The sequence below is a fragment of the Vibrio profundum genome, assembly GCF_050337555.1.
In the GTDB taxonomy this organism is placed as follows: domain Bacteria; phylum Pseudomonadota; class Gammaproteobacteria; order Enterobacterales; family Vibrionaceae; genus Vibrio; species Vibrio profundum.
Genome location: NZ_JAKJTA010000003.1, coordinates 459718 through 479131 on the forward strand (window position 1 = coordinate 459718; position 19414 = coordinate 479131).

The following is a 19414-nucleotide window of genomic DNA, read 5'->3' on the forward strand; positions in this document are numbered from 1 at the left end:
CTACTTGAACAATAACTAGTTAATCAAAAGCAACTAATCAAAAGCAATTAATCAAAAACTACTTAATCAAGAGCGACTCAATAAAGAGTCATTTCATCAGAATTAGGTAGCATGGCGCGGCTCAGAGCAATTCCAACATAACTCAAATTGTCCTTCGTTTTTTTCCTTGCAGCTATCGCATTGCCATTGTGTCTTTGATGACTGTTGATTGTGATATTCTGATACCAATGTTTGTGCTCTTTTTATCTGGTAAGGGTTGAGTAACCAAATATACGGGTCGGTATCATCGGAGCAGGGCAATTCCCCTTGTAAACCAAACAAGCTTTCTCCTCGCACTTCACACTCAATATTCTCAACTTGAAGATACGAGCAGAGAATATGAGCGTCCATCGGATTCGTGGCGATATACAGTTTCATCAAGCGTTTCCATTTTGGGCTTTCGGCTGGGTTCTGATCTTCGACATGATCCACTTGGCAATGATAGGGAAGAGACCTAGTAGTGCGAAAGAACCTAATACTGTTGGAGACACGATGCCGGATAAGCTATCAATCTGCGATAATTGAGTACCAGCGTTGAGGTAAACGGCGGTGCCGGGAAGCATGCCTAATTGGCTCACTAGGTAGAAACGTAGCGTGCTGATTGGGGTTAGCCCCATTAGCAAATTGATTAGGAAAAATGGGAACACTGGGATAAGTCGCAGCGAGAATAGGTAGAACGAACCATCGCGCTCCACGCCTTTGTTTATGGCAGAAAGTTTTGCGCCAAATTTGCTTTGTACCCAATCACGCAGCAAGTAACGGCTGCTTAAGAAAGCTAATGTCGCGCCAATGGTGCTGGCAAATGATGCAAGTAGCAAGCTGGTCCAAAAGCCAAATAAGGCGGCACCTAATAGGGTTACGACTGCTGCGCCAGGGATTGAAAAGGCCGTGATGGCAATATAAGCGAAGAAGTAGGTGAGCGCAGCAACCACAAAATGTTCGGCAATAAAGCCGTTGAGTAAAGCTTGCTGAGCTTTGGCATTTTCTATGGTGAGGTGTTGGCCAAAGTTAACACCGAGGAACACAATTAACGACACTAACACTATTCCGATCACTAGCTTCTTATTTATCATAACGACTCCATACAGCGATTGCTTGATGATTGTTGAACTTGTTTATTCAACTGCTCCCCAATGTAGACAGGTTGGTTGGTAAATAAATTTCACACGTTCGGATCAAATTGCGGAATCTGTACTGCGTTGAAGCGATAAATATGGTCGTCATAGAGTGAATTACCGATCTGATAAGCATTTGGCAGTATCTCCTTAAGCTCGAAACCACACTTTTTGAGGACACATTCCGAGGCGATATTGCCAGCCGTGACCACCGCTTGGTAGTGGGCGATGCGATGTTGTTGCGTTGCCCAATTAATAACGGCGCGAAGCGACTCTGTGCCAATGCCATTGCCATGGAATTCAGGTAACAACATGTAGCCCACTTCAGCCACGCCATTGTCGATAACGAAACCAGTGATGCCGCATTGTTCACCTGTCCTTTTATTCACGATAACGAGTGTGAGCCATTGAGAATCTTGCGCTTGCCAAGGCGATAGTCTTGAAATGAACTTTTCTCGTAGCTTGTCAGTATCAGGGGCGTCAAAGCAGAGCTCAATTATATCTTTTTCAGTCTGAAGGCGAAGGAATAGCGGCCAGTCCCCCTCGGTGATTTGAGTCATAATGAGATTCGGCGTGTCTATTTTCATCAATGGCGACCTTCAGCTATATAGTAAGTTAATCTCAATATAACAGAGCCTTATTGATAATAGATGACTTTTTCTTTGGTCCAATCATAGACACTATATCGTTGTAATATGCTTTAAAAATCGGCACTAAGTTTGAGTTTGGTCATCCAAGTACATAAATGGGCAAAACTTGGTGACAAATATGACGGGGTTTACAGGACTAGTTATCGCGGTAGGAGGATAAAGTAATATTGGAGCCAAGACGACGAGATGTCGACGTTTCATTATTCATCTCCGAGTAAGGGGGTGAAAAAGTTTTTCACCAGTATAGTCTACTGGCTAGATCCCCTAGGTAAATAGGTAGCAAGAATCTCATCATACTCACCACTGCTTTTAATTTTGTGCAGCCCTCGTTCGAATGTTTTAGCCAGAGCCGATTCACTTGGCGCGAACAGCAAATCAAGATTCGCGCGATACAAGACGTGGCTGTCGATGGCAAAACGTTCTATGTCTTTGGGGTAGTTCTTGCGAACCATTGCCCAGCCACTAAATTTGGTGACAACAACCATATCGATTCGATCGCGGAAAAGCTTTTTGATATTGAGCTCCGAATCTTTAGTCAGGTGGGGCTCGATTCCAGATCGCTTAAGTTTTGCCTCCAAAACGCCACCGTAAACATAGCCGACACGATACTTTTTGAGATCACTTAGCTGAGTGAAGTTGATTCCATTGGGAAAGCGATCTTTTAGATAAAACAGGTGTAACGTAGCTTGATATAGATTGACTGAGATGAAATTTGAAGACTGTTTTCTTTCTGTAAACCAGTTTTTTGATCCGATCACCGCATGACTTTTTTGCTCGTCTAATGCCCACTTTATTCGGGCCATTGGGTAAATATCAAAATGAACTTTGATATTTTCAGCGGCAAATGCCGCTATGGTCATTTTGTTTAATACAGACTCATCTGTTCCCATGAGTGGAGGATGGTATACAGTTCCAAGTTTGAGAAATTCTTGAGCTTGAGCCTTGAAGGGGAATAAAGCGAGAGACGCACATATCACCACAATAATCCCCCATGTTATAGCAGATGTAGAATCATGGAATCGTCGTTCTAGTACTTTCCTCATCGTTGCCTGTACCCGCTTCTAAGTTTGTTGCCATCTCTGAAGGATTATAGTTGATGATTGCGTCATTCAGGTCTTGTTATCCTGTGGGGAGGCGGGGAATATCGCTCTTTGGAGACGCTACTCGGCTGCGAGCGAAGGCGAAGCAAGAAAGCAACAGTAGGGAGACAACCACATAGCAAGTCGTCAGGCTGAGCATACTTTTCATCGCGACGTTGTTTAATATAATTAGAGCAAGTCCCGTAAACAGCATCTTAATCCCCCCTTGTACGGCACTAGCAACCCCTCTGTTCTCTTTTATTTCTTGCATACATAGCGATAGAGCCAGCGGCGCTGAAATTCCGCACGTTACAGAAAAAATCACGGTTGTGAGCCAAATAGTGATTATGTTAACGCCATATAAGTAGTTGACGGCTGATAATGTGACAGCGGCAATCAGAGCGAAAACGATGCACCCATGCAGTAGTTTTTCGCTATTGAGGCGATATAGGTGTTTGGCTAGCATCAGGGAGCCTAACACTAAGCTAGCCGCGTATAAGATGTAGAGTAAGGCATTATCTAACGGAGAGTAATGGTGATGGGCAAGTATAAACGGCATGTAGGAATAGAACGCAATGGTGATGGTGAACAGCAGTGCTGAGATAACGCTGAACCAAATAAAGCGGGTGATTTTAAGGATCAGCAGGTAGCTTGAAAGCTGCTGACGGATGTCCATCCTGGCTGCCGTTGGAGTATGTGTTTCTTTAAGTTTTCGGGCTAATACGAATATGGCGATCAGAGTGAATATCGATAAGCCCACAAAAACGGCGCGCCATGCAAACCCTTGGAGTATTACCGCGCCGATCAGCGGCGCCAGCGCAGGCGAGAGTTGGCTGGAAATGGAAAAGTAGGCAAACGCTTTCTTAATCGTATCTTGTCTATCACATACATCGGAAATAATCGCCCGAGCAATCACGGGAGCGCCCCCCGCCCCTAAGCCAGTGAGTAAACGACACGCATAAAGCTGCTCGATATTTTGTGCAAAGGCCGATAAGAGTGCCCCGGTATCGACAATCAAAAACGCGAGTAATATCGCTTTCTTCCTGCCATAGACATCAGAATAAGCACCATAAAAAAATTGTGATATTGCCGCACTCACCAAGTAGATGACAATGAGTTGTTTGGTTTGGTATTCACTTACCGACAGCGATTGCATGATATAGGGAAGGGCAGGATTGAGCATATCCATCCCCATGAGCCCAATCACCAATATGAAACAAGAGAATAGAATCGTGTGTTTTTGCGTTGTATTGAACATAATAATCGCGAGGAGTGAGTAGATAGCTGTGCGATATTATTAACGAGAAACAAGTTTTTTTCTGGTTGTGCTTCTCAGTATTGAATCGCACGTAGAATGGGGCGCATTTCTCAGGAAGATTTGGCGTGCCAGGTAGGATACAAAAATGCCCGACTAGATTAGCCGGGCATTCAGTTAAAGTATTTCAAACGTTTAACGGCACTTAGCGAATATCTTTTACCGTATTGCGCACGACTATCTCAGGCTGCATTTCGAAGACACGTTTTTCGTGTTTTTTATCCTTGATGCGTTCAAGTAGAATTTCGAATGCGTTTTTACCCACTCGGCGCTTAGGCTGGTGGATAGTGGTAAGCGGTGGTGAGAAATATTCCGCTAACTCAATATTGTCATAACCAATAACTGACATATCTTCAGGCACTTGTATGCCTTTTTGCTGCAAACGACTAATTAAGCCAAGTGCCATGGTATCGTTAAAGCAAAATACCGCTGTTGGCTTTTTATCCATGACTGCAATTTTATCTGCCGCGAGCACGGCCGTGTCGCATTCAAAATTGCCTTCTAAGATCCAGTCCTCGTTAACCTTAATGTCTTTCTCCGACAATGCGCGTTTGTAACCTCGAATGCGCTCTTGGCAGGCCGCTTTTTCTATTTGTCCGCTTAAACAAGCAATATCAGTGTGGCCGTTATCCATCAAGAATTTGGTCGCTAAATAGCCACCTTCTTCTGAGTTATCGATGATTTTGTCAGCTTGTGAGCTCTCAGGGCCCCAATCCATCACGACTTTTGGAATATCTTTGTGTTGGTCAAGCATCTCACGCAATTCTTCAGTTAGGTCAGAACACATCACCAACATACCGTCAACGCGTTTCTCAGCGAGCATGCGAATATAGTCGCGCTGCTTTTCGTAGATCCCACCAGTGTTACACAAAATCAAAGTGTAGCCTTGACGGTAACAGTAGCTTTCAACACCATCGATGACTTCAGAGAAAAACAGGTTCGTCGACTGAGTGACTAGCATCCCGATAGTGCGTGTCGTGTTGCATTTTAAACTGCGTGCGACCGCGCTTGGCGCGTAGTTGAGTTCTTTTACCGCCGCTTGAACTCTCTCTTGCGTGGTTTCAGCAACAAAACGAGTCTTATTGATTACGTGTGAAACTGTGGTGGTTGATACGCCAGCGAGGCGTGCAACGTCTTTAATGGTGGCCATTGTTCTGTCCTATTATTTCTGCCACATTTATTTGGACGGGCAGACAGTCCTACATACAGCAAAACCGCCAAACTACGGCGGTTTACATAATTTCATCATCTTTTTCTCGATTGCGTTGCCGATTTTAGTGTGCCTGTCTTATTACCGCAACAGAAAACCACGCTCTGACTTTGTTTATTGGCTTAATTTGCACGGTATTTTACAAACGCTGTTTAGTCGCGAGGTATTCACAATCCAGTTCAAGGAAGCAAACTAACAAGCGTGCGATCGATGCGTAGAAGCCAAAGCTGTCTTTGTGATTGAGTTGCTCTCTAAAGTCATATAACCAAGACAGCAAATAACGGCGGATAAACATCTCTTGTTCAGTGAGCGCTTCATTGAAGTGCGCCAGTTTTTCGAGCTCGTTGGAGCGAATAATTAAATTGCCAAGAAAGTCGAGCTCATTAGAGATGTGATCGGCAGGTTCTTTGTTGGATGGGTCGACAGTGACATAGTGGCTGGCCATCAAGGCCACAATCTCTTGGGTCGAAGTATGTAAAGAGGGGTTGGCCACGTTACGGTAATGAGATGCGCAGGTGGAAATGACGTTCTGATTCGAACTGAGGAATAGGTCGTTAAAGTCTGACGCTAGCACAATTTGCGCATCTTCCATTGTCCTCAACTGGTTGATGCAATGGAGTAAGTCGTCACTGGGTTCCGTAAGAATGGGAACCTCTCCAAGCCCTTCAACAAAAGTTTTAAGTTCGTCGCTTTGATACTGATCTAACTCAGTCTCAGACAGCTCCCGCACAAAAAGCCCCGAGATCCACCAATAGATCTCGGCTCGCTTTTCATTAAAGGCTTTTAACTCATCCATGGCGGCCACTTCTTGCTATCCATGCTTATATTTTAATCAATAAATGAAACTTTGCTGGAATGTCGGTGCATTCATGTCTGAGGTGGGAGATCAAACAGGGCAGCGATTAGACTGCCCATAAAGTATATTGCGAGATAATGGCTGGGCTTAAGTCGCCATTAAAGTGAGGTTTCCGGGTCTTTTGGGGTAGCTTCGGTATAGTCAGTTGCCACCCAATCCCTTAGAGATTGCCACATCAACCCCAGCTCTTCGTGCCAGTAAGTCTCTGTTTGTTCGAGGTATTTAGCTTGGGGTGTATATTTTATCCATGCCTGAGAAATATGCTTTTGCGCTAAATAGTTAGTGGGGGCAGGCAGAGGGTATAAACCAGCCGAGTGAAACTCATTCAGTGCACGAGTCATATGACTTGCAGAAGTTACTAGCACCATTTTTTTCTGCTTAACGAAAGCGGCGGCTTGCCTAGCTTCCTCCCAAGTATCCTGTGCAGTTTCAAGCAGAATGATATCCGTTTTTGGCACACCGAGTGATAGGGCGACTTTCGCCATCATTCGAGCATTGCTCACTTCTGAACCCGCCGCGTAGCCTGACAGAATCAATTTTGAGCCTGGGTACATACGCATAACGCGGATGCCCTCAGCTAAGCGCATCAAGCCTGTGCGACTTAACTCGGAGGTAGGTGGGATCTGGTCATCGACCACGTGACCGCTGCCCAAAACCATAATGTAATCGATGTGCTCGTCGACGGGAAAGAAAGCACTGTGTTGCCGTTCTAAGGGCATAAGCAAACGAGTCGAAACGGGTTGAAAGGAGATTAAAAAGATCCCTAATAAAGAAAATAGCACCACTAAACAGCCAGACTTTCGCCGAGTGGTAAACATGATTAGCATCAGCCCGAAAAAACCCAGTAATAGCATCGCGGGTAGGGGCATGAGTAAGGAAGAAATTATTTTTTTCAGCACAAACATACTTAAATAGTCCGAAAAATCACCAATTGAAAGGAAAAAGAAACAAACTTTCTTTATTCCTGCCGTTCATATGACAGAATAGCAGCACGATTCGCTATAATAACGTAACGCCTGTGACAGAAGACCGCAATTTCGACGATATTGCCCACAAATTTGCAAAAAACATCTATGGCTCTGACAAAGGAAAGATTCGCCAAGCTATTGTTTGGGAAGACTTTACTGACATACTTTCTGCTCTAAATTGCGAGAATGCAGCATTGCGAGTTCTGGATGCTGGCGGTGGGCTAGCCCAGATGTCGCAAAAACTGGCTAAACTCGGCCATAAGATTACACTGTGTGACTTATCAAGGGAAATGCTTCAGCTTGCTAAGCATGATATTGAAAAGCATGGTCTTATGGAACAATATCGTTTTATTCATGCGCCTGTTCAGTCGATTGCTGAACATTTAGACGATCCTGTCGATTTTGCCATGTTCCATGCTGTCATGGAGTGGCTTACCGATCCAAAACTTGCGCTTGATACCGTTTTACAACAAGTAAAGCGGGGCGGTGTTGCGTCTGTTATGTTCTACAACCATCATGGCTTAGTGTACAAAAACGTTATGTGCGGCAATATTCCTCATGTACTGCAAGGAATGCCACATCGTAAACGTTTTAAGCTTCAACCACAGCAAGGATTGTTGCCAGAAGATGTGTATCGATGGATTGAAGACGCAGGCTTTGAAATTTGTGGAAAATCGGGCATTCGTTCGTTTAGCGACTACATAGGGAATGTCGAGTACATGGGTGACTACACATTTGATGATGTGTTGGCTCTTGAAAAGCAACTATGTAGACAAGAACCTTATTTATCATTGGGCCGATACATTCATGTCTGGGCCCAAAAGAAGTAACTACAGGAAAAAGGATGAGCGAAGAGACTCAACGAGTCGCTGATCAGCCTATTGAAGAGTTGGTCGGCTGGATTAGACAGCACGATTTCTCCTTACACCTCTCAACAGAGCGCTTGGCATTTTTGATAGCCCTTGCGGTTCTGAGCAATGAAAGATTTGATGAAGAGTTGGGTGAAGGGGAGCTGCACGACGCATTTTTGTTTGTAACGCGCATGTTTGAAGATACGGGCGAAGCCTCGATCTTTAGAGCAAACAATGCCGTCAACGAAATGGTGTCGCAGCGTTTGCTAAGCCGTTTTACCAGCGAAGTGACGGAGGGGGCAAGTATTTATCGATTGTCTCCACTAGCCATTGGCATTACCGATTATTATGTTCGTCATCGCGAATTTTCTAAATTGAAACTCTCGATCCAGTTGTCGATCGTAGCGGATGAGATGTCGAAAGCGGTTCAAGCTGCACAGGAGGGCGGAACTGTCGAACATTGGCAGAAAAACGTCTATGGCGTGCTGAAATACTCAGTCAATGAAATTTTTGACCAAATCGATCTTAACCAGCGTGTGATGGATGAACAGCAACAATCTGTTAAAGAGCAAATTGCTGAGTTGCTGCACAAAGATTGGCGTGACGCGATCAACAATTGTGAATCGCTACTGACAGAAACTTCTCACACACTGAAAGAGTTGCAAGACACCCTGCAAGCCGCTGGGGATAACTTACAAACTCAATTGTTAGATGTGCAAGAAGTGATCTACGGCAACGCTGAATTAGAGTTCGTCTCTGAGTTGCTGTTTGGGTTGCAGATGAAGCTCGACCGTATTATCAACTGGGGTCAGCAGGCGATTGACTTGTGGATTGGCTACGATCGCCATGTGCACAAGTTTATCCGAACTGCGATTGATATGGATAAGAACCGTGCCTTTAGTGCGCGCTTGCGTCAATCCATTCAAGATTACTTTGATGAGCCTTGGTTCTTGACCTTTGCGGATGCAGATAAGCTGAGTGACTTGCGCGATGAAGCCCTGGTGCTACGCGACGATGAAGTGACTGGGCAAATGCCACCAGAAGTGGAATATCAGCAGCTCGAACAAGTAGATGATGAACTGTCTAAGCGCATTTCCGATATGTTGCAGGCTCATAAAGAGAAATCTGCCGCGATTGACTTGGGTTCAGTGCTTAAAGATTACTTGTCGACCCATCCTCATACTCATCACTTTGATCTAGCACGTATGGTGATAGATCACGCAGTTCGACTAGGTTATTCAGGCTCAGACTATCACGCTGTGCAACCTGACTGGCAATCGATAAACGAATTTGGTGCAAAGGTACAAGCCAATGTCATTGACCGATACTAATGAATACATGCCTGACAATCTTGTGAAGGCAATCTCCAACCCTCTTTTTCCTGCATTGGACAGCATGTTGCGCGCGGGGCGTCATGTGTCAACGGAAGATCTGGATAACCACGCACTACTGGCAGACTATGAAATAGAGCTTGCTCAGTTTTACAAACGCTACAACACGGAACTTGTTAAAGCGCCCGAAGGGTTCTTTTACTTGCGACCGCGTTCGACTTCTTTAATTGGTCGCAGTGTATTGTCTGAATTAGACATGCTGGTGGGCAAAGTGTTGTGTTTCCTCTATTTGAGCCCAGAGCGTCTGGCGCACGAAGGTATTTTTACCAATCAAGAGCTCTACGACGAATTGCTGCAATTGGCTGATGAAAACAAATTGATGCGCTTAGTGACTAACCGCGCGACAGGCTCTGATCTGGATAAAGAAAAGCTGTTTGACAAGGTAAGAACCTCACTGCGTCGCCTGCGCCGTTTGGGTATGACCATCAATATTGGTGAAACTGGCAAGTTCCGTATCAGTGAATCTGTGTTCCGATTCGGCGCTGATGTTCGCGTTGGTGATGATGTGCGTGAAGCTCAGTTGCGTTTGATTCGCGATGGTGAGGCCGTCGTGCATAGCAGCCAGCCCGATCAAGGTAGCTTGTTAGAAAATCAAGAAAGCATTCAAGAAAGTGATAGTGAAGATAACTCAGCGCGAGAAGGTGAATTATGATTGAACGAGGTAAGTATCAATCACTGACGATGGTCAACTGGAATGGCTTTTTCGCACGGACGTTTGATATCGACAATCTAGTGACCACCTTGTCCGGCGGTAATGGTGCGGGTAAATCGACCACAATGGCGGCCTTTATTACCGCCTTGATCCCCGATCAGAGCCTATTGCACTTTCGTAACACCACAGAAGCGGGCAGCTCTCAAGCTTCAAGAGATAAAGGCTTGTTTGGTAAGTTGCAGCCAGGTGCATGTTACGCTGCGTTAGAGGTAGTGAACTCTAAACAACAAAGAATTATTTTTGCCGTCAAGCTACAACAAGTAGCAGGGCGAGATAAAAAAGTTGATATCAAACCGTTTGTGATTCAAGGGCTTCCGAACAAGTATAAGCCGACGGATATACTGATTGAAAACGTGTCTGATACTCACGCACGAGTGCGACAGCTGACGGAGATTAAAGATTCAATAGCTGAACTTGACGGTGTGTATTTCAAAACCTTTACTTCGATTGTTGATTACCATAGCCAGATGTTTGAGCTAGGTGTGGTGCCAAAAAAACTGCGCAATAGCAGCGATCGCTCGAAGTTTTATCGCCTGATTGAAGCCTCATTATATGGCGGTATTTCAAGCGCTATTACCCGCTCTCTACGTGATTACTTGTTGCCACAAAATGGTGGCGTGAAGAAAGCCTTCCAAGATATGGAATCGGCACTTCGTGAAAATCGTATGACTTTAGCGGCGATCAAGACAACGCAGTCGGATCGCGATTTGTTTAAGCATTTGATCACTGAGTCGACCCATTACGTCTCAGCAGATTATATGCGCCATGCGAACGAGAGACGAAACAAGCTTGAGAAAACGTTATCGCTGAGAACAGAACTACAAGGGGCAAACACCACCTTAGTTGAGCAGACCACTTTGCTTAACCGTATTGGTCAAGACCTCAACTTGCTAGCGGAACAAGAACAATCGTTAGAGCAGGATTTACAAGCCTCCAGCGATCATTATCAGTTAGTGCAGACCGCGCTACGTCATCAAGAGAAAATTTCTCGCTATCAAGAAGATCTCTTCGAACTTAGTGAGCGTCTTGAAGAGCAAGCGATGGTGGTTGAAGAAGCGCAAGAGCGTGTATTGATGGCCGAAGAGCAATCGAGCTTCTCAGAAGAGGAAGTGGATAGCCTGAAAAGCCAATTGGCCGATTACCAACAAGCGCTCGATGTGCAACAAACTCGAGCCTTGCAGTATCAGCAAGCAGTTGAGGCGCTCAATAAAGCCCAGCAGAGCATCGATGACGATACGCTCAGCGTGGAGAATACGGCTGAACGCATTGCTGAAATGAAGCAGCAGGAAGAAAAGAAGACGGCGAACCTGCTGACGCTTAAACACAAGTTGGATATGTCTTCCGCGGCATCACAACAGTTTGAGCGAGCATTCTCTCTTGTTAAGCAAGTGGATAACAAAGTAGAGCGCCGAGAAGCGGCGCCTCACGCGAAAGCCATGATTGGTCAAGCAAGAGAAGCGAAGCTGCTAGCGCAAAACGAACAGCAATGGCGCGCTCAGTATCGAGAAGTCGATCGCTTAATTAAGCAAAAGCAACAAGCGGTACATTTCGTTAATGAGTATCAAAGTCAGCACAACAGCCGGTTAACCGATGAACTGAGCGTGGAAATGGAGCGTGAGCGCCATGCCGCTAGAATCGATGAGCTGGAAGTGTCGCAGGAAACACTACGTGACACGCGCAGTGAGCAACATCGCCTAGATACAGGGTATCAAGCTGAGATTACGCAACTAGAAATCAGAGCGCCAGCTTGGATCATCGCAAATGACGCGCTAACGCTGCTACGAGATCAAACAGGCAAAGAGCTTTGTGATAGCCAAGCCGTGTTAACTGAAATGCAGCACACTGCCGACAGAGAGCGCTCAGCATCGATTGAAAAAGACAAATTAGCGACTCGCCGTAGCGATATCGAACAGCAAATTGAAACCTTAGCTTCCCCAGGTGGTGCCAATGATCCGCGTTTGAAAGGGTTAGCAGATACCGTCGGCGGTGTTCTGCTGTCTGAGATCTACGATGATATCGCCTTAGAAGATGCTCCGTATTTCAGCGCTATGTATGGCCCAGCTCGTCGTGCCATCGTGGTTTCTGATTTGGCTGGCATTAAAGAGAAGCTGATCGATCTCGATGATTGCCCAGATGACTTGTATATCATCGAAGGTGACGTAGATGCATTCGATGACAGCAGTATGATGGCCGATGAATTGGACGGCGCGGTGTGTGTGCAAGTCAACGAGAGGCAGCTTCGTTACTCACGTTTCCCAAGCATTCCTTTGTTTGGCCGCGCGGCACGTGAGCAGAGATTAGAAAAACTCCGTGAAGAGCGCGAAGAACTCGTCGAGCAACATGCGAAAGCGGCGTTTGACAGCCAAAAACTTCAGCGTCTCTACCAAAGTTTTAGCCGTTTCGTTGCCAAATACATTCAAGTGGCGTTTCACCCTGATCCAGAGCAAGCATTGCAAAATGTGCGCGATAAACGCAACCAAGTGCTCCGCGTCTTGGCTGAGCTCGATGGCCAAGCCCAGCAGCAGCGCAGTCAGCTAACGGCGAGCAAACATGCGATCAGTTTGATTGATAAGCTTGCCCCTAGTATTGAACTTATCGCCGATGATACTTTGCCAGAGCGTCATGCCGATCTAGAAGATAAGTTGGCCAAGCTTGCTGAACAAAAAACATTTTTGGCCAATCATGCCAAAGCATTGCAAGAGCTTGAATCTTTGGTTAATGCGCTTGATGTGGACCCACAGCAGTTCGCCAGTATTGAGCAAGAATATCAGCAAGCAGACCGCGAGCTTAAACAGCTCAAGAGCCAGATGTTTTCGCTATCGGATTTAGCTGAAAGACGCCACCACTTTAGCTACTCAGACTCGGTTGCCATGCTCGATAAAAGCAGTGAACTGAGTGAGCAATTAAAACGTAAACTGGTGTCGGCTGAAAGTTCGCGAACCCGCAGTCGTGAAGAATTTAAACAAGCGCAGAGCCAGCTAAGTCAATATCATCAAGTGTTGGCCTCGCTAAAAAGTGCGCACCAAGCCAAGCAAGAAACGGTTCAAGAATTCCAATTGGAAGTGCGTGAACTGGGCGTGGTCGCGGCCGATGAAGCGACATTGCATCAGGCGGAGTTACGCCGCACTGAGCTGACTCAAAAATTATCTCAAGTGCGCACACGCCGCAGCGAATATGAGAAAACCACCACCTCTACCGAACTGGAAATGAAAGGTTTGCTCAAACGTGCCAAAGCGGCGAAAAAGGAATACATTGTTCTGCGCAAATTGGTCGTCGAATCTAAATCGGGCTGGTGCTCGGTGATGCGTTTGGCCCGTGACAGCGACGTAGAAAGCCGCTTGCACAAGCGAGAGCTGGCTTATATGTCGGCGGGTGAGCTGCGTTCGATGTCGGATAAATCTCTTGGTGCGCTGCGCCTTGCGGTTGCCGACAACGAGACGCTTCGCGATGCGCTACGTTTATCGGAAGACAACACTAAGCCAGAGCGAAAAGTCCTGTTTTATATTGCGGTGTATCAGCATTTAAAAGAGCGGATTCGTCACGACATCATTCAAACAGCAGATCCAGTTGAAGCGATTGAAGAGATGGAAGTGGAACTGGCTCGCTTAACAGAAGAGCTCACTCAGCGTGAAAACCGTTTGGCGATCAGCTCTGAGTCGGTGGCTACCATCATCACTAAGACCATTCAACGTGAGCAAAACCGCATTCGTATGCTCAACCAAGGCCTATCGAACATTTCGTTTGGTCAGGTGAAAGGCGTGCGTTTGAACGTGAAAACACGCGAGAGCCATGCAGTGCTCTTGAGTGGTCTTTCGGATCATCAAGCCCAGCATAAAGACCTATTTGAGAGTGCGCGCTTTACCTTCTCTGAAGCCATGGCGAAGCTGTTCCAACGCGTGAACCCGCATATCGATCTTGGCCAGCGTTCTCCGCAAATCTTGGGCGAAGAGTTGCTTGATTATCGTAACTATCTAGAGCTCAGCGTGGAAGTGAATCGCGGCACCGATGGTTGGTTACAAGCCGAGTCGGGCGCACTATCAACGGGTGAGGCGATCGGTACTGGTCAGTCTATCTTGCTCATGGTGGTGCAAAGCTGGGAAGAAGAATCCCGCAGGCTGCGCAGTAAAGATATCGTGCCATGTCGTCTTCTGTTCCTAGATGAAGCCGCACGCTTGGACGCTAAATCAATTTCAACCCTGTTTGAATTGTGTGAGCGTTTGGATATGCAGCTACTCATTGCAGCTCCTGAAAACATCAGCCCAGAAAAAGGTACTACCTACAAACTGGTGCGCAAAATCTTCAAAGATCACGAACACGTGCATGTCGTGGGGCTACGCGGCTTTGGCGAAAAACCCGCCGCCGAAAGCTCTCAAGAGTTACTTGAAGAGATATAAGCTCAATGAACAACGCCCTCATATAGTATGAGGGCGTTTTTTTAAGCGTTGGCGGGGTATAGAGGTTGGCGAAATTCGCATTCGCATTTGTCGTCGGATTTCGTCTAAAAACTTGCTGCCATCTCTACTTCCTTTTTTCTGTATATCTATACCGTTTATTAAGTTTGAATGTTATTTGAGTATGGAAAATGGCTTGTTTTGTCGGAATTGCTAGCTCGTTTTGTCTAAAGGTGAATTAGTAATCCTCTGTTAATCAATGGATTTATCTTGGAGATACTCAAGATAACGAGCCATGTTAAAAAAGATAACAGGCGGGCTCGTTTGCATGTAATGGTGAAATGAAAAACAAGGTAAATATGCTTTGTTTTTCATGGGGTTATGATAGGTTGGTTGAGATTTTGGCGGGCAACAAAACGAGCCAGCCTGTTATTAAGAATGTTATAACACTTGCATAATTCAGACTATCGCGCAATTTAAGGAGAATCAGTGAACGAAGTATTAGACGGAGAATTATTTTCTCAAGTAGAAGAGCATTTAAAGTGCTCTGAACAAAGCTGGCTGCTCGGTGCGGGCATAAGCTTTGATGTAAAACTTCCTTTAATGTATCCGCTGACCAATAAGGTTGTTAAAGACCTTGAAAAAGATAGTGCCGAATCGTACAAAAAAATCATATCTCCTCTAATTGATGAGTTACCAGATAATTGTCACATAGAGCATGTTTTAAGCCACCTTGGCGACTATGCGGCATTAGCTGGGCGTAACAAGGATAAAAAGATACAAATAAATGGCAGCAGCATAAACTTATCAGAGTTAGAAGATGCTCATGCAGATGTCCTGCTATCTATATCCAACACAATACGTTCAGGATATGTTGAAGATAAAGATGGAAAGATGGTCGAGCAGGGTACCCCGCACGAGCCAATAGTTTGTGTGAATTCACATATTAGTTTCGTGGATGTGTTATTTAACCATTCCCTGGCAGGGATATATGAACGAAGAAAACCCGTAAATATTTTTACAACTAACTACGACACCTTACTAGAAGACGCTCTCGCATTAAACAGAGTGCCATACTGGGATGGGTTTTCGGGTGGTGCCGTTGCCCATAGGACTCTGAGTTATGGTGATGAACTACCACAGAATGGCTACAGAGCAAATTTGATAAAGTTACATGGCTCTATTGACTGGTACCTCTGTGATAAAGGGAATGTTTGGCGAGTTAGAGATAATGACAATTATCCCGAGAAAAAAAAGCGCGTCTTAATTTATCCTCAAGCAACTAAATATGTTGCCACCCAACAAGATCCATTCTCAACTCAATTTGATCTTTTTCGGAAATCACTTAACTCAACTGACAGTAATCTTTTAGGAGTTTGTGGCTATAGTTTTGGTGATGACCATATTAATAATGAAATAGAATTTGCCTTATCCAAAGAAAGTAACAAAACAGTTTTAATCGCATTTCTAGAATGCCGTGATGAAATTCCTGAGTGTCTTGAACGGTGGCGTAATAGCAGCTTCGGAAAAAGAATAATGATTGCTTCTCTAAAGGGATTATTTGTTGGTAGCGAGGGGCCATTTTCTAGAAAAGAAGATGATGATTATTGGTGGACATTTGCCGGAATGACATCCATTCTGAAGAATGGATGTGAGGTATAAATATGTTTTTACCTGTCGATGAACTTAAAATAGGCCAAGTAGTAGAGGTTTCCGGTACAAATATCAAAGTTGAGGTATCTGATAGCATCTCAGAGTTGTCACGTACATATAACGGCCGTGTATATCCTATTGGGCAAATTGGAAGCATGGTGAAAATTCACTATGGAAGAAAATTGATATTTGGGCTGGTTACATTGCTTCGTATGCGCTCAGAAGAAATGATAGAGGCAGGGCAGCCGATTACTGCAGACTCAGATCAGCGTGTTATGGAGGTTCAATTATTGGCAGAGGGGAGCTGGGTAAACTCGGAAGAAAAGCTAACATTCAAGCGCGGTATTAAAACTTACCCATTACCTCAGCAAGGTGTATATCTATTAACTAACGACGAAGTCGCTAAATTATACCGATCAGCTGAAGGAGAGAGGAATGAAAAAGTTGATCCGTTGGTTCCATTTGCAGTTTATGGAGCCTCTGAATCTACAATTTGCCGAGCAAATATAAATAAAATGTTTGGCATGCACTGTGCGATATTAGGATCAACAGGGTCTGGAAAATCTGGGACTGTAGCTGCCATTATACATAGTGTTCTTTCTCACCAGCATGAAGGAAATAATCTATCACCTCAAATTATTGTGATTGATCCTCATGGAGAGTATGGCGCTGCGTTTAAAGAAAGAGCTATTTTGTATCGAGCTTACAACATTGCTGAGCAGGATAACGATCAGCTAGAAATAAAATTACCTTATTGGTTGATGTCGAGTGATGAATTTACGAGCTTAATAATAGGGAAGACTGAACGTAGTGCAACGAGCCAAAATAACGTTGTTCAGAAAGCATTAGCTCATGCTCGCATGGTAGCTGCTGGAATTGTTAAACCATGCCCTTCCGAGTTCGGCACTGTAGCATTGGGTCACCTAGATAACTTTGACGATCCTGATTTATGCGAAGGTCATGATAGCGCTGAGATCGTTGAGTTTGATAGAGATAGGCCACGTCCATTTTCATTGGAAGAGTTTGAAAATCATATAAGGTATATACAAGGCGGGAGGATTGACAAAGGAAAACATGCTACCGAAACACCTTCTAAGCTTTCTGGTTCCCCGATCCTTTCTGCTTTGGATAAATTAAAAGTCCTCAAACGTGATTCAAGATTGTCATTTTTAATGAAGAGCTGGACTAAAGAAGAACCTGGGCTGGATCTGTCTCAAATTCTAAATCAGTTAGTTGGTAGTCCTCAGCAAGCAGGTAAAGATATTAGAGTTATAGATATCTCTGGCTTACCTAATGAGGTTGCAGGCCCTTTGGCGGCGGTTATCGCCAGACTACTTTTTCAATATAAAGTATATCAAACACAAGCTGAAAAAGTTAAAGATCCAATTCTCCTAGTATGCGAAGAGGCGCATCGCTATGTTCCTGATCATGGGGAAGCACAATATGCTGCAGCCCAAAGTGCCATACGAAGAATTGCACGAGAAGGAAGGAAGTATGGAGTTGGATTAATGCTGGTTAGCCAAAGGCCAGCAGATGTTGATAGTACCGTAATTTCCCAATGTGGGACATGGGTGGTTTTACGCCTTACCAACTCTGCAGACCAGCAACATGTAGCAAGGTTTTTGCCAGATGGCTTGTCGGGAATGGTCGGTGCACTCCCTATACTTTCTCAACAGGAAGCAATATTTGTTGGTGAAGGAGCTGCTTTACCTTCAAGAGTAAAGGTAAGAGATCTGAAGCCAGAACAATTACCTAGGTCTAGTACAGTTCCATTTGCTGAGGGTTGGGCTGAAAATAGATTAACGATAGATGAACTTAAAGTAATCGCTGAAAGAATGTGCGATTAGAGAGGTTGCTACGCAGTTGATGGCGGCGTTATAGCTCAGGGATAACATGAAGTATAAGTTAATTAAATCAATGGCTCACAACTTTACTCACTCATTTGTTGGTGGGTGCAACTATGTTGATGACGCATTTGTATTCGAAGATTTATACACTTTAGCTCGCCTGAACAAAGGCAAGCCTGTTCAGGTTTCTTGGGTTCCAGTTCGTACTGAGGAGCTGTTTCGTCTTACACCGAGGATAAGGAAATCAATAGGTTATTACCGAGAGTGGCTTCCAAAACATGCAGCGAGTCACAATGTTTCCTTAGACTGCCTTAAAGAGTTTTATCTTCAAGTCTACATGGCTAAAAATCACCAGATATATGTGGAAGTAGTTACAGTTGATGACCGCGGTAAAAGAGTTGAGCAGCACGTTTATGCTTAAGCTATAAAAACTGTTTAAGAGTGATTCGCAACACGTGGCATTTTTACTGTGCGTTGCGTTTAGTGTTTAAGGTGGTGTGCGGGAGCTTCGGTATTGCGTTGCTCACACCTTAGCAGGGCGTAGAACTATTCAAGGAGATATCGTGTACGATGCACACTCATTAAGTGGAATAATAAAAAGGATTGGTTCTGATCTGCCTCGGCGCGTGGAATATTTGAAGAAGGAGCCTATTGTCACTATGGGCTATATGACTTCTTTAGATATGAATACTCCAACGCGATATCAAACTGTAAGAGTTCGAGAAGAGCGCAACTCTAAACTCGTTGGAATATTGCTAGCTCACCCAAAATCAGCAATATCTAAAAGTGAAATAGTTAGTCACCTGAACTACTTTCATCATCGCTCAGGCGAAGCCATTGATTTCTTTTGCGTGGGTTATGGTGCCTATTGGCCAGAGAACCATTATTCCGATCAAGACTCAACGGCAAGAATAGATGGGGTTGATTGGCTGTTTAGCGGAAAAGCATTTTCCGATGTAATTCATGAGATTGAATCCGAATCAAAATGGGAATATAGCGGAGAAACAGAGTTGTTGCTTATTTCTGCTAAGAGGGAGGAGGATGGAAAAACATCAATGGATTACTCCTCTGCAATCGTGTGCAATCTTGAAGCAATGCAGAAAGACCAAGCTTTCACTTCAGTACGTTCATTTTTTGAGGGTATATTCCGTTTCGCTAAAAAGAATAGCTGCTCGGATGAGACTTGGGGTCTTAGCGATCAGCAGGGTTTAAAGGTTGGCCAGTCCGCCATTAAAGACGCTGTACTTTCGTTGCTTCCCAAAAAACTTAAAGATTCATACAAAAAGGCAGAGCATTATGCAGTGCGAAATATCGCGTAGCTGTTCTAACAAGCGCAT

Annotated in this window: 16 protein-coding genes; 8 read left to right on the forward strand and 8 right to left on the reverse strand. The window is 44.7% G+C overall.

Going from position 1 to position 19414, the window contains the following annotated elements:
* Window positions 1–102: 102 nt before the first annotated feature.
* The 8 genes from L4C34_RS02070 to elyC all read right to left on the reverse strand — a co-directional run bounded on the left by L4C34_RS02070 (window position 103) and on the right by elyC (window position 7226).
* Window positions 103–417 carry a putative signal transducing protein gene (locus L4C34_RS02070; protein ID WP_428787673.1) on the reverse strand — a complete coding sequence of 105 codons (315 nt, stop codon included), beginning with the start codon at window positions 415–417 and terminating at the stop codon, window positions 103–105.
* Entirely contained in the window at window positions 417–1109 is a 693-nt protein-coding gene (locus tag L4C34_RS02075; RefSeq protein ID WP_428787778.1) for a TVP38/TMEM64 family protein, read from the reverse strand. The genes L4C34_RS02070 and L4C34_RS02075 overlap by 1 nt, the downstream gene beginning before the upstream one ends.
* Before the next feature lie 92 nt (window positions 1110–1201).
* Window positions 1202–1741, reverse strand: a complete 540-nt coding sequence (locus tag L4C34_RS02080) for a GNAT family N-acetyltransferase (RefSeq protein ID WP_428787674.1) — start codon at window positions 1739–1741, stop codon at window positions 1202–1204.
* A gap of 311 nt (window positions 1742–2052) precedes the next feature.
* On the reverse strand, window positions 2053–2847 hold the full coding sequence (locus L4C34_RS02085) for a substrate-binding periplasmic protein (protein WP_428787675.1): 795 nt from the start codon (window positions 2845–2847) through the stop codon (window positions 2053–2055).
* A 76-nt stretch (window positions 2848–2923) separates the two neighbouring features.
* Window positions 2924–4141 carry an MFS transporter gene (locus tag L4C34_RS02090; protein ID WP_428787676.1) on the reverse strand — a complete coding sequence of 406 codons (1218 nt, stop codon included), beginning with the start codon at window positions 4139–4141 and terminating at the stop codon, window positions 2924–2926.
* 202 nt (window positions 4142–4343) lie between these two features.
* Entirely contained in the window at window positions 4344–5348 is a 1005-nt protein-coding gene (gene purR, locus L4C34_RS02095) for an HTH-type transcriptional repressor PurR (RefSeq protein ID WP_428787677.1), read from the reverse strand.
* Between the two features lie 199 nt (window positions 5349–5547).
* Window positions 5548–6204: a molecular chaperone TorD gene (torD, locus tag L4C34_RS02100; RefSeq protein ID WP_428787678.1), complete on the reverse strand. Its 657-nt coding sequence runs from the start codon at window positions 6202–6204 to the stop codon at window positions 5548–5550.
* A gap of 158 nt (window positions 6205–6362) precedes the next feature.
* Window positions 6363–7226 carry an envelope biogenesis factor ElyC gene (gene elyC / locus L4C34_RS02105; protein WP_428787779.1) on the reverse strand — a complete coding sequence of 288 codons (864 nt, stop codon included), beginning with the start codon at window positions 7224–7226 and terminating at the stop codon, window positions 6363–6365.
* 56 nt (window positions 7227–7282) lie between these two features.
* Between elyC and cmoM the strand changes: the two genes are divergently transcribed.
* The 8 genes from cmoM (at window position 7283) to L4C34_RS02145 (ending at window position 19396) form a co-directional block, all read left to right on the forward strand.
* Window positions 7283–8062 carry a tRNA uridine 5-oxyacetic acid(34) methyltransferase CmoM gene (gene cmoM / locus L4C34_RS02110; RefSeq protein WP_428787679.1) on the forward strand — a complete coding sequence of 260 codons (780 nt, stop codon included), beginning with the start codon at window positions 7283–7285 and terminating at the stop codon, window positions 8060–8062.
* 14 nt (window positions 8063–8076) lie between these two features.
* The gene (gene mukF, locus L4C34_RS02115; RefSeq protein ID WP_428787680.1) at window positions 8077–9414 is read left to right on the forward strand and encodes a chromosome partition protein MukF; all 1338 of its coding nucleotides are present in this window, start codon (window positions 8077–8079) and stop codon (window positions 9412–9414) included.
* Complete coding sequence (gene mukE, locus L4C34_RS02120; protein WP_428787681.1) at window positions 9395–10126, forward strand: chromosome partition protein MukE; 732 nt, start codon at window positions 9395–9397, stop codon at window positions 10124–10126. The genes mukF and mukE overlap by 20 nt, the downstream gene beginning before the upstream one ends.
* Window positions 10123–14580: a chromosome partition protein MukB gene (gene mukB, locus L4C34_RS02125; RefSeq protein WP_428787682.1), complete on the forward strand. Its 4458-nt coding sequence runs from the start codon at window positions 10123–10125 to the stop codon at window positions 14578–14580. Before mukE ends, mukB begins: the two co-directional genes overlap by 4 nt.
* Window positions 14581–15066: 486 nt before the next feature.
* Window positions 15067–16239 carry an SIR2 family protein gene (locus L4C34_RS02130; protein WP_428787683.1) on the forward strand — a complete coding sequence of 391 codons (1173 nt, stop codon included), beginning with the start codon at window positions 15067–15069 and terminating at the stop codon, window positions 16237–16239.
* A 2-nt stretch (window positions 16240–16241) separates the two neighbouring features.
* Entirely contained in the window at window positions 16242–18077 is a 1836-nt protein-coding gene (locus L4C34_RS02135; RefSeq protein ID WP_428787684.1) for an ATP-binding protein, read from the forward strand.
* Between the two features lie 46 nt (window positions 18078–18123).
* Window positions 18124–18498 (forward strand): hypothetical protein, encoded by a 375-nt coding sequence (locus L4C34_RS02140; RefSeq protein WP_428787685.1) that lies wholly within the window; start codon window positions 18124–18126, stop codon window positions 18496–18498.
* Window positions 18499–18640: 142 nt separating this feature from the next.
* Entirely contained in the window at window positions 18641–19396 is a 756-nt protein-coding gene (locus L4C34_RS02145) for a hypothetical protein (protein ID WP_428787686.1), read from the forward strand.
* Window positions 19397–19414 lie beyond the last annotated feature (18 nt).

What these genes read in the sequence shown, in the direction of transcription:
- L4C34_RS02070 (WP_428787673.1), bottom strand. Translation starts at nt 417, where the DNA reads ATGAAACTGTATATCGCCACGAATCCGATGGACGCTCATATTCTCTGC.
- L4C34_RS02080 (WP_428787674.1), bottom strand. Translation starts at nt 1,741, where the DNA reads ATGAAAATAGACACGCCGAATCTCATTATGACTCAAATCACCGAGGGG.
- L4C34_RS02085 (WP_428787675.1), bottom strand. Translation starts at nt 2,847, where the DNA reads ATGAGGAAAGTACTAGAACGACGATTCCATGATTCTACATCTGCTATA.
- L4C34_RS02090 (WP_428787676.1), bottom strand. Translation starts at nt 4,141, where the DNA reads ATGTTCAATACAACGCAAAAACACACGATTCTATTCTCTTGTTTCATA.
- purR (WP_428787677.1), bottom strand. Translation starts at nt 5,348, where the DNA reads ATGGCCACCATTAAAGACGTTGCACGCCTCGCTGGCGTATCAACCACC.
- torD (WP_428787678.1), bottom strand. Translation starts at nt 6,204, where the DNA reads ATGGATGAGTTAAAAGCCTTTAATGAAAAGCGAGCCGAGATCTATTGG.
- mukF (WP_428787680.1), top strand. Translation starts at nt 8,077, where the DNA reads ATGAGCGAAGAGACTCAACGAGTCGCTGATCAGCCTATTGAAGAGTTG.
- mukE (WP_428787681.1), top strand. Translation starts at nt 9,395, where the DNA reads ATGTCATTGACCGATACTAATGAATACATGCCTGACAATCTTGTGAAG.
- mukB (WP_428787682.1), top strand. Translation starts at nt 10,123, where the DNA reads ATGATTGAACGAGGTAAGTATCAATCACTGACGATGGTCAACTGGAAT.
- L4C34_RS02135 (WP_428787684.1), top strand. Translation starts at nt 16,242, where the DNA reads ATGTTTTTACCTGTCGATGAACTTAAAATAGGCCAAGTAGTAGAGGTT.
- L4C34_RS02140 (WP_428787685.1), top strand. Translation starts at nt 18,124, where the DNA reads ATGAAGTATAAGTTAATTAAATCAATGGCTCACAACTTTACTCACTCA.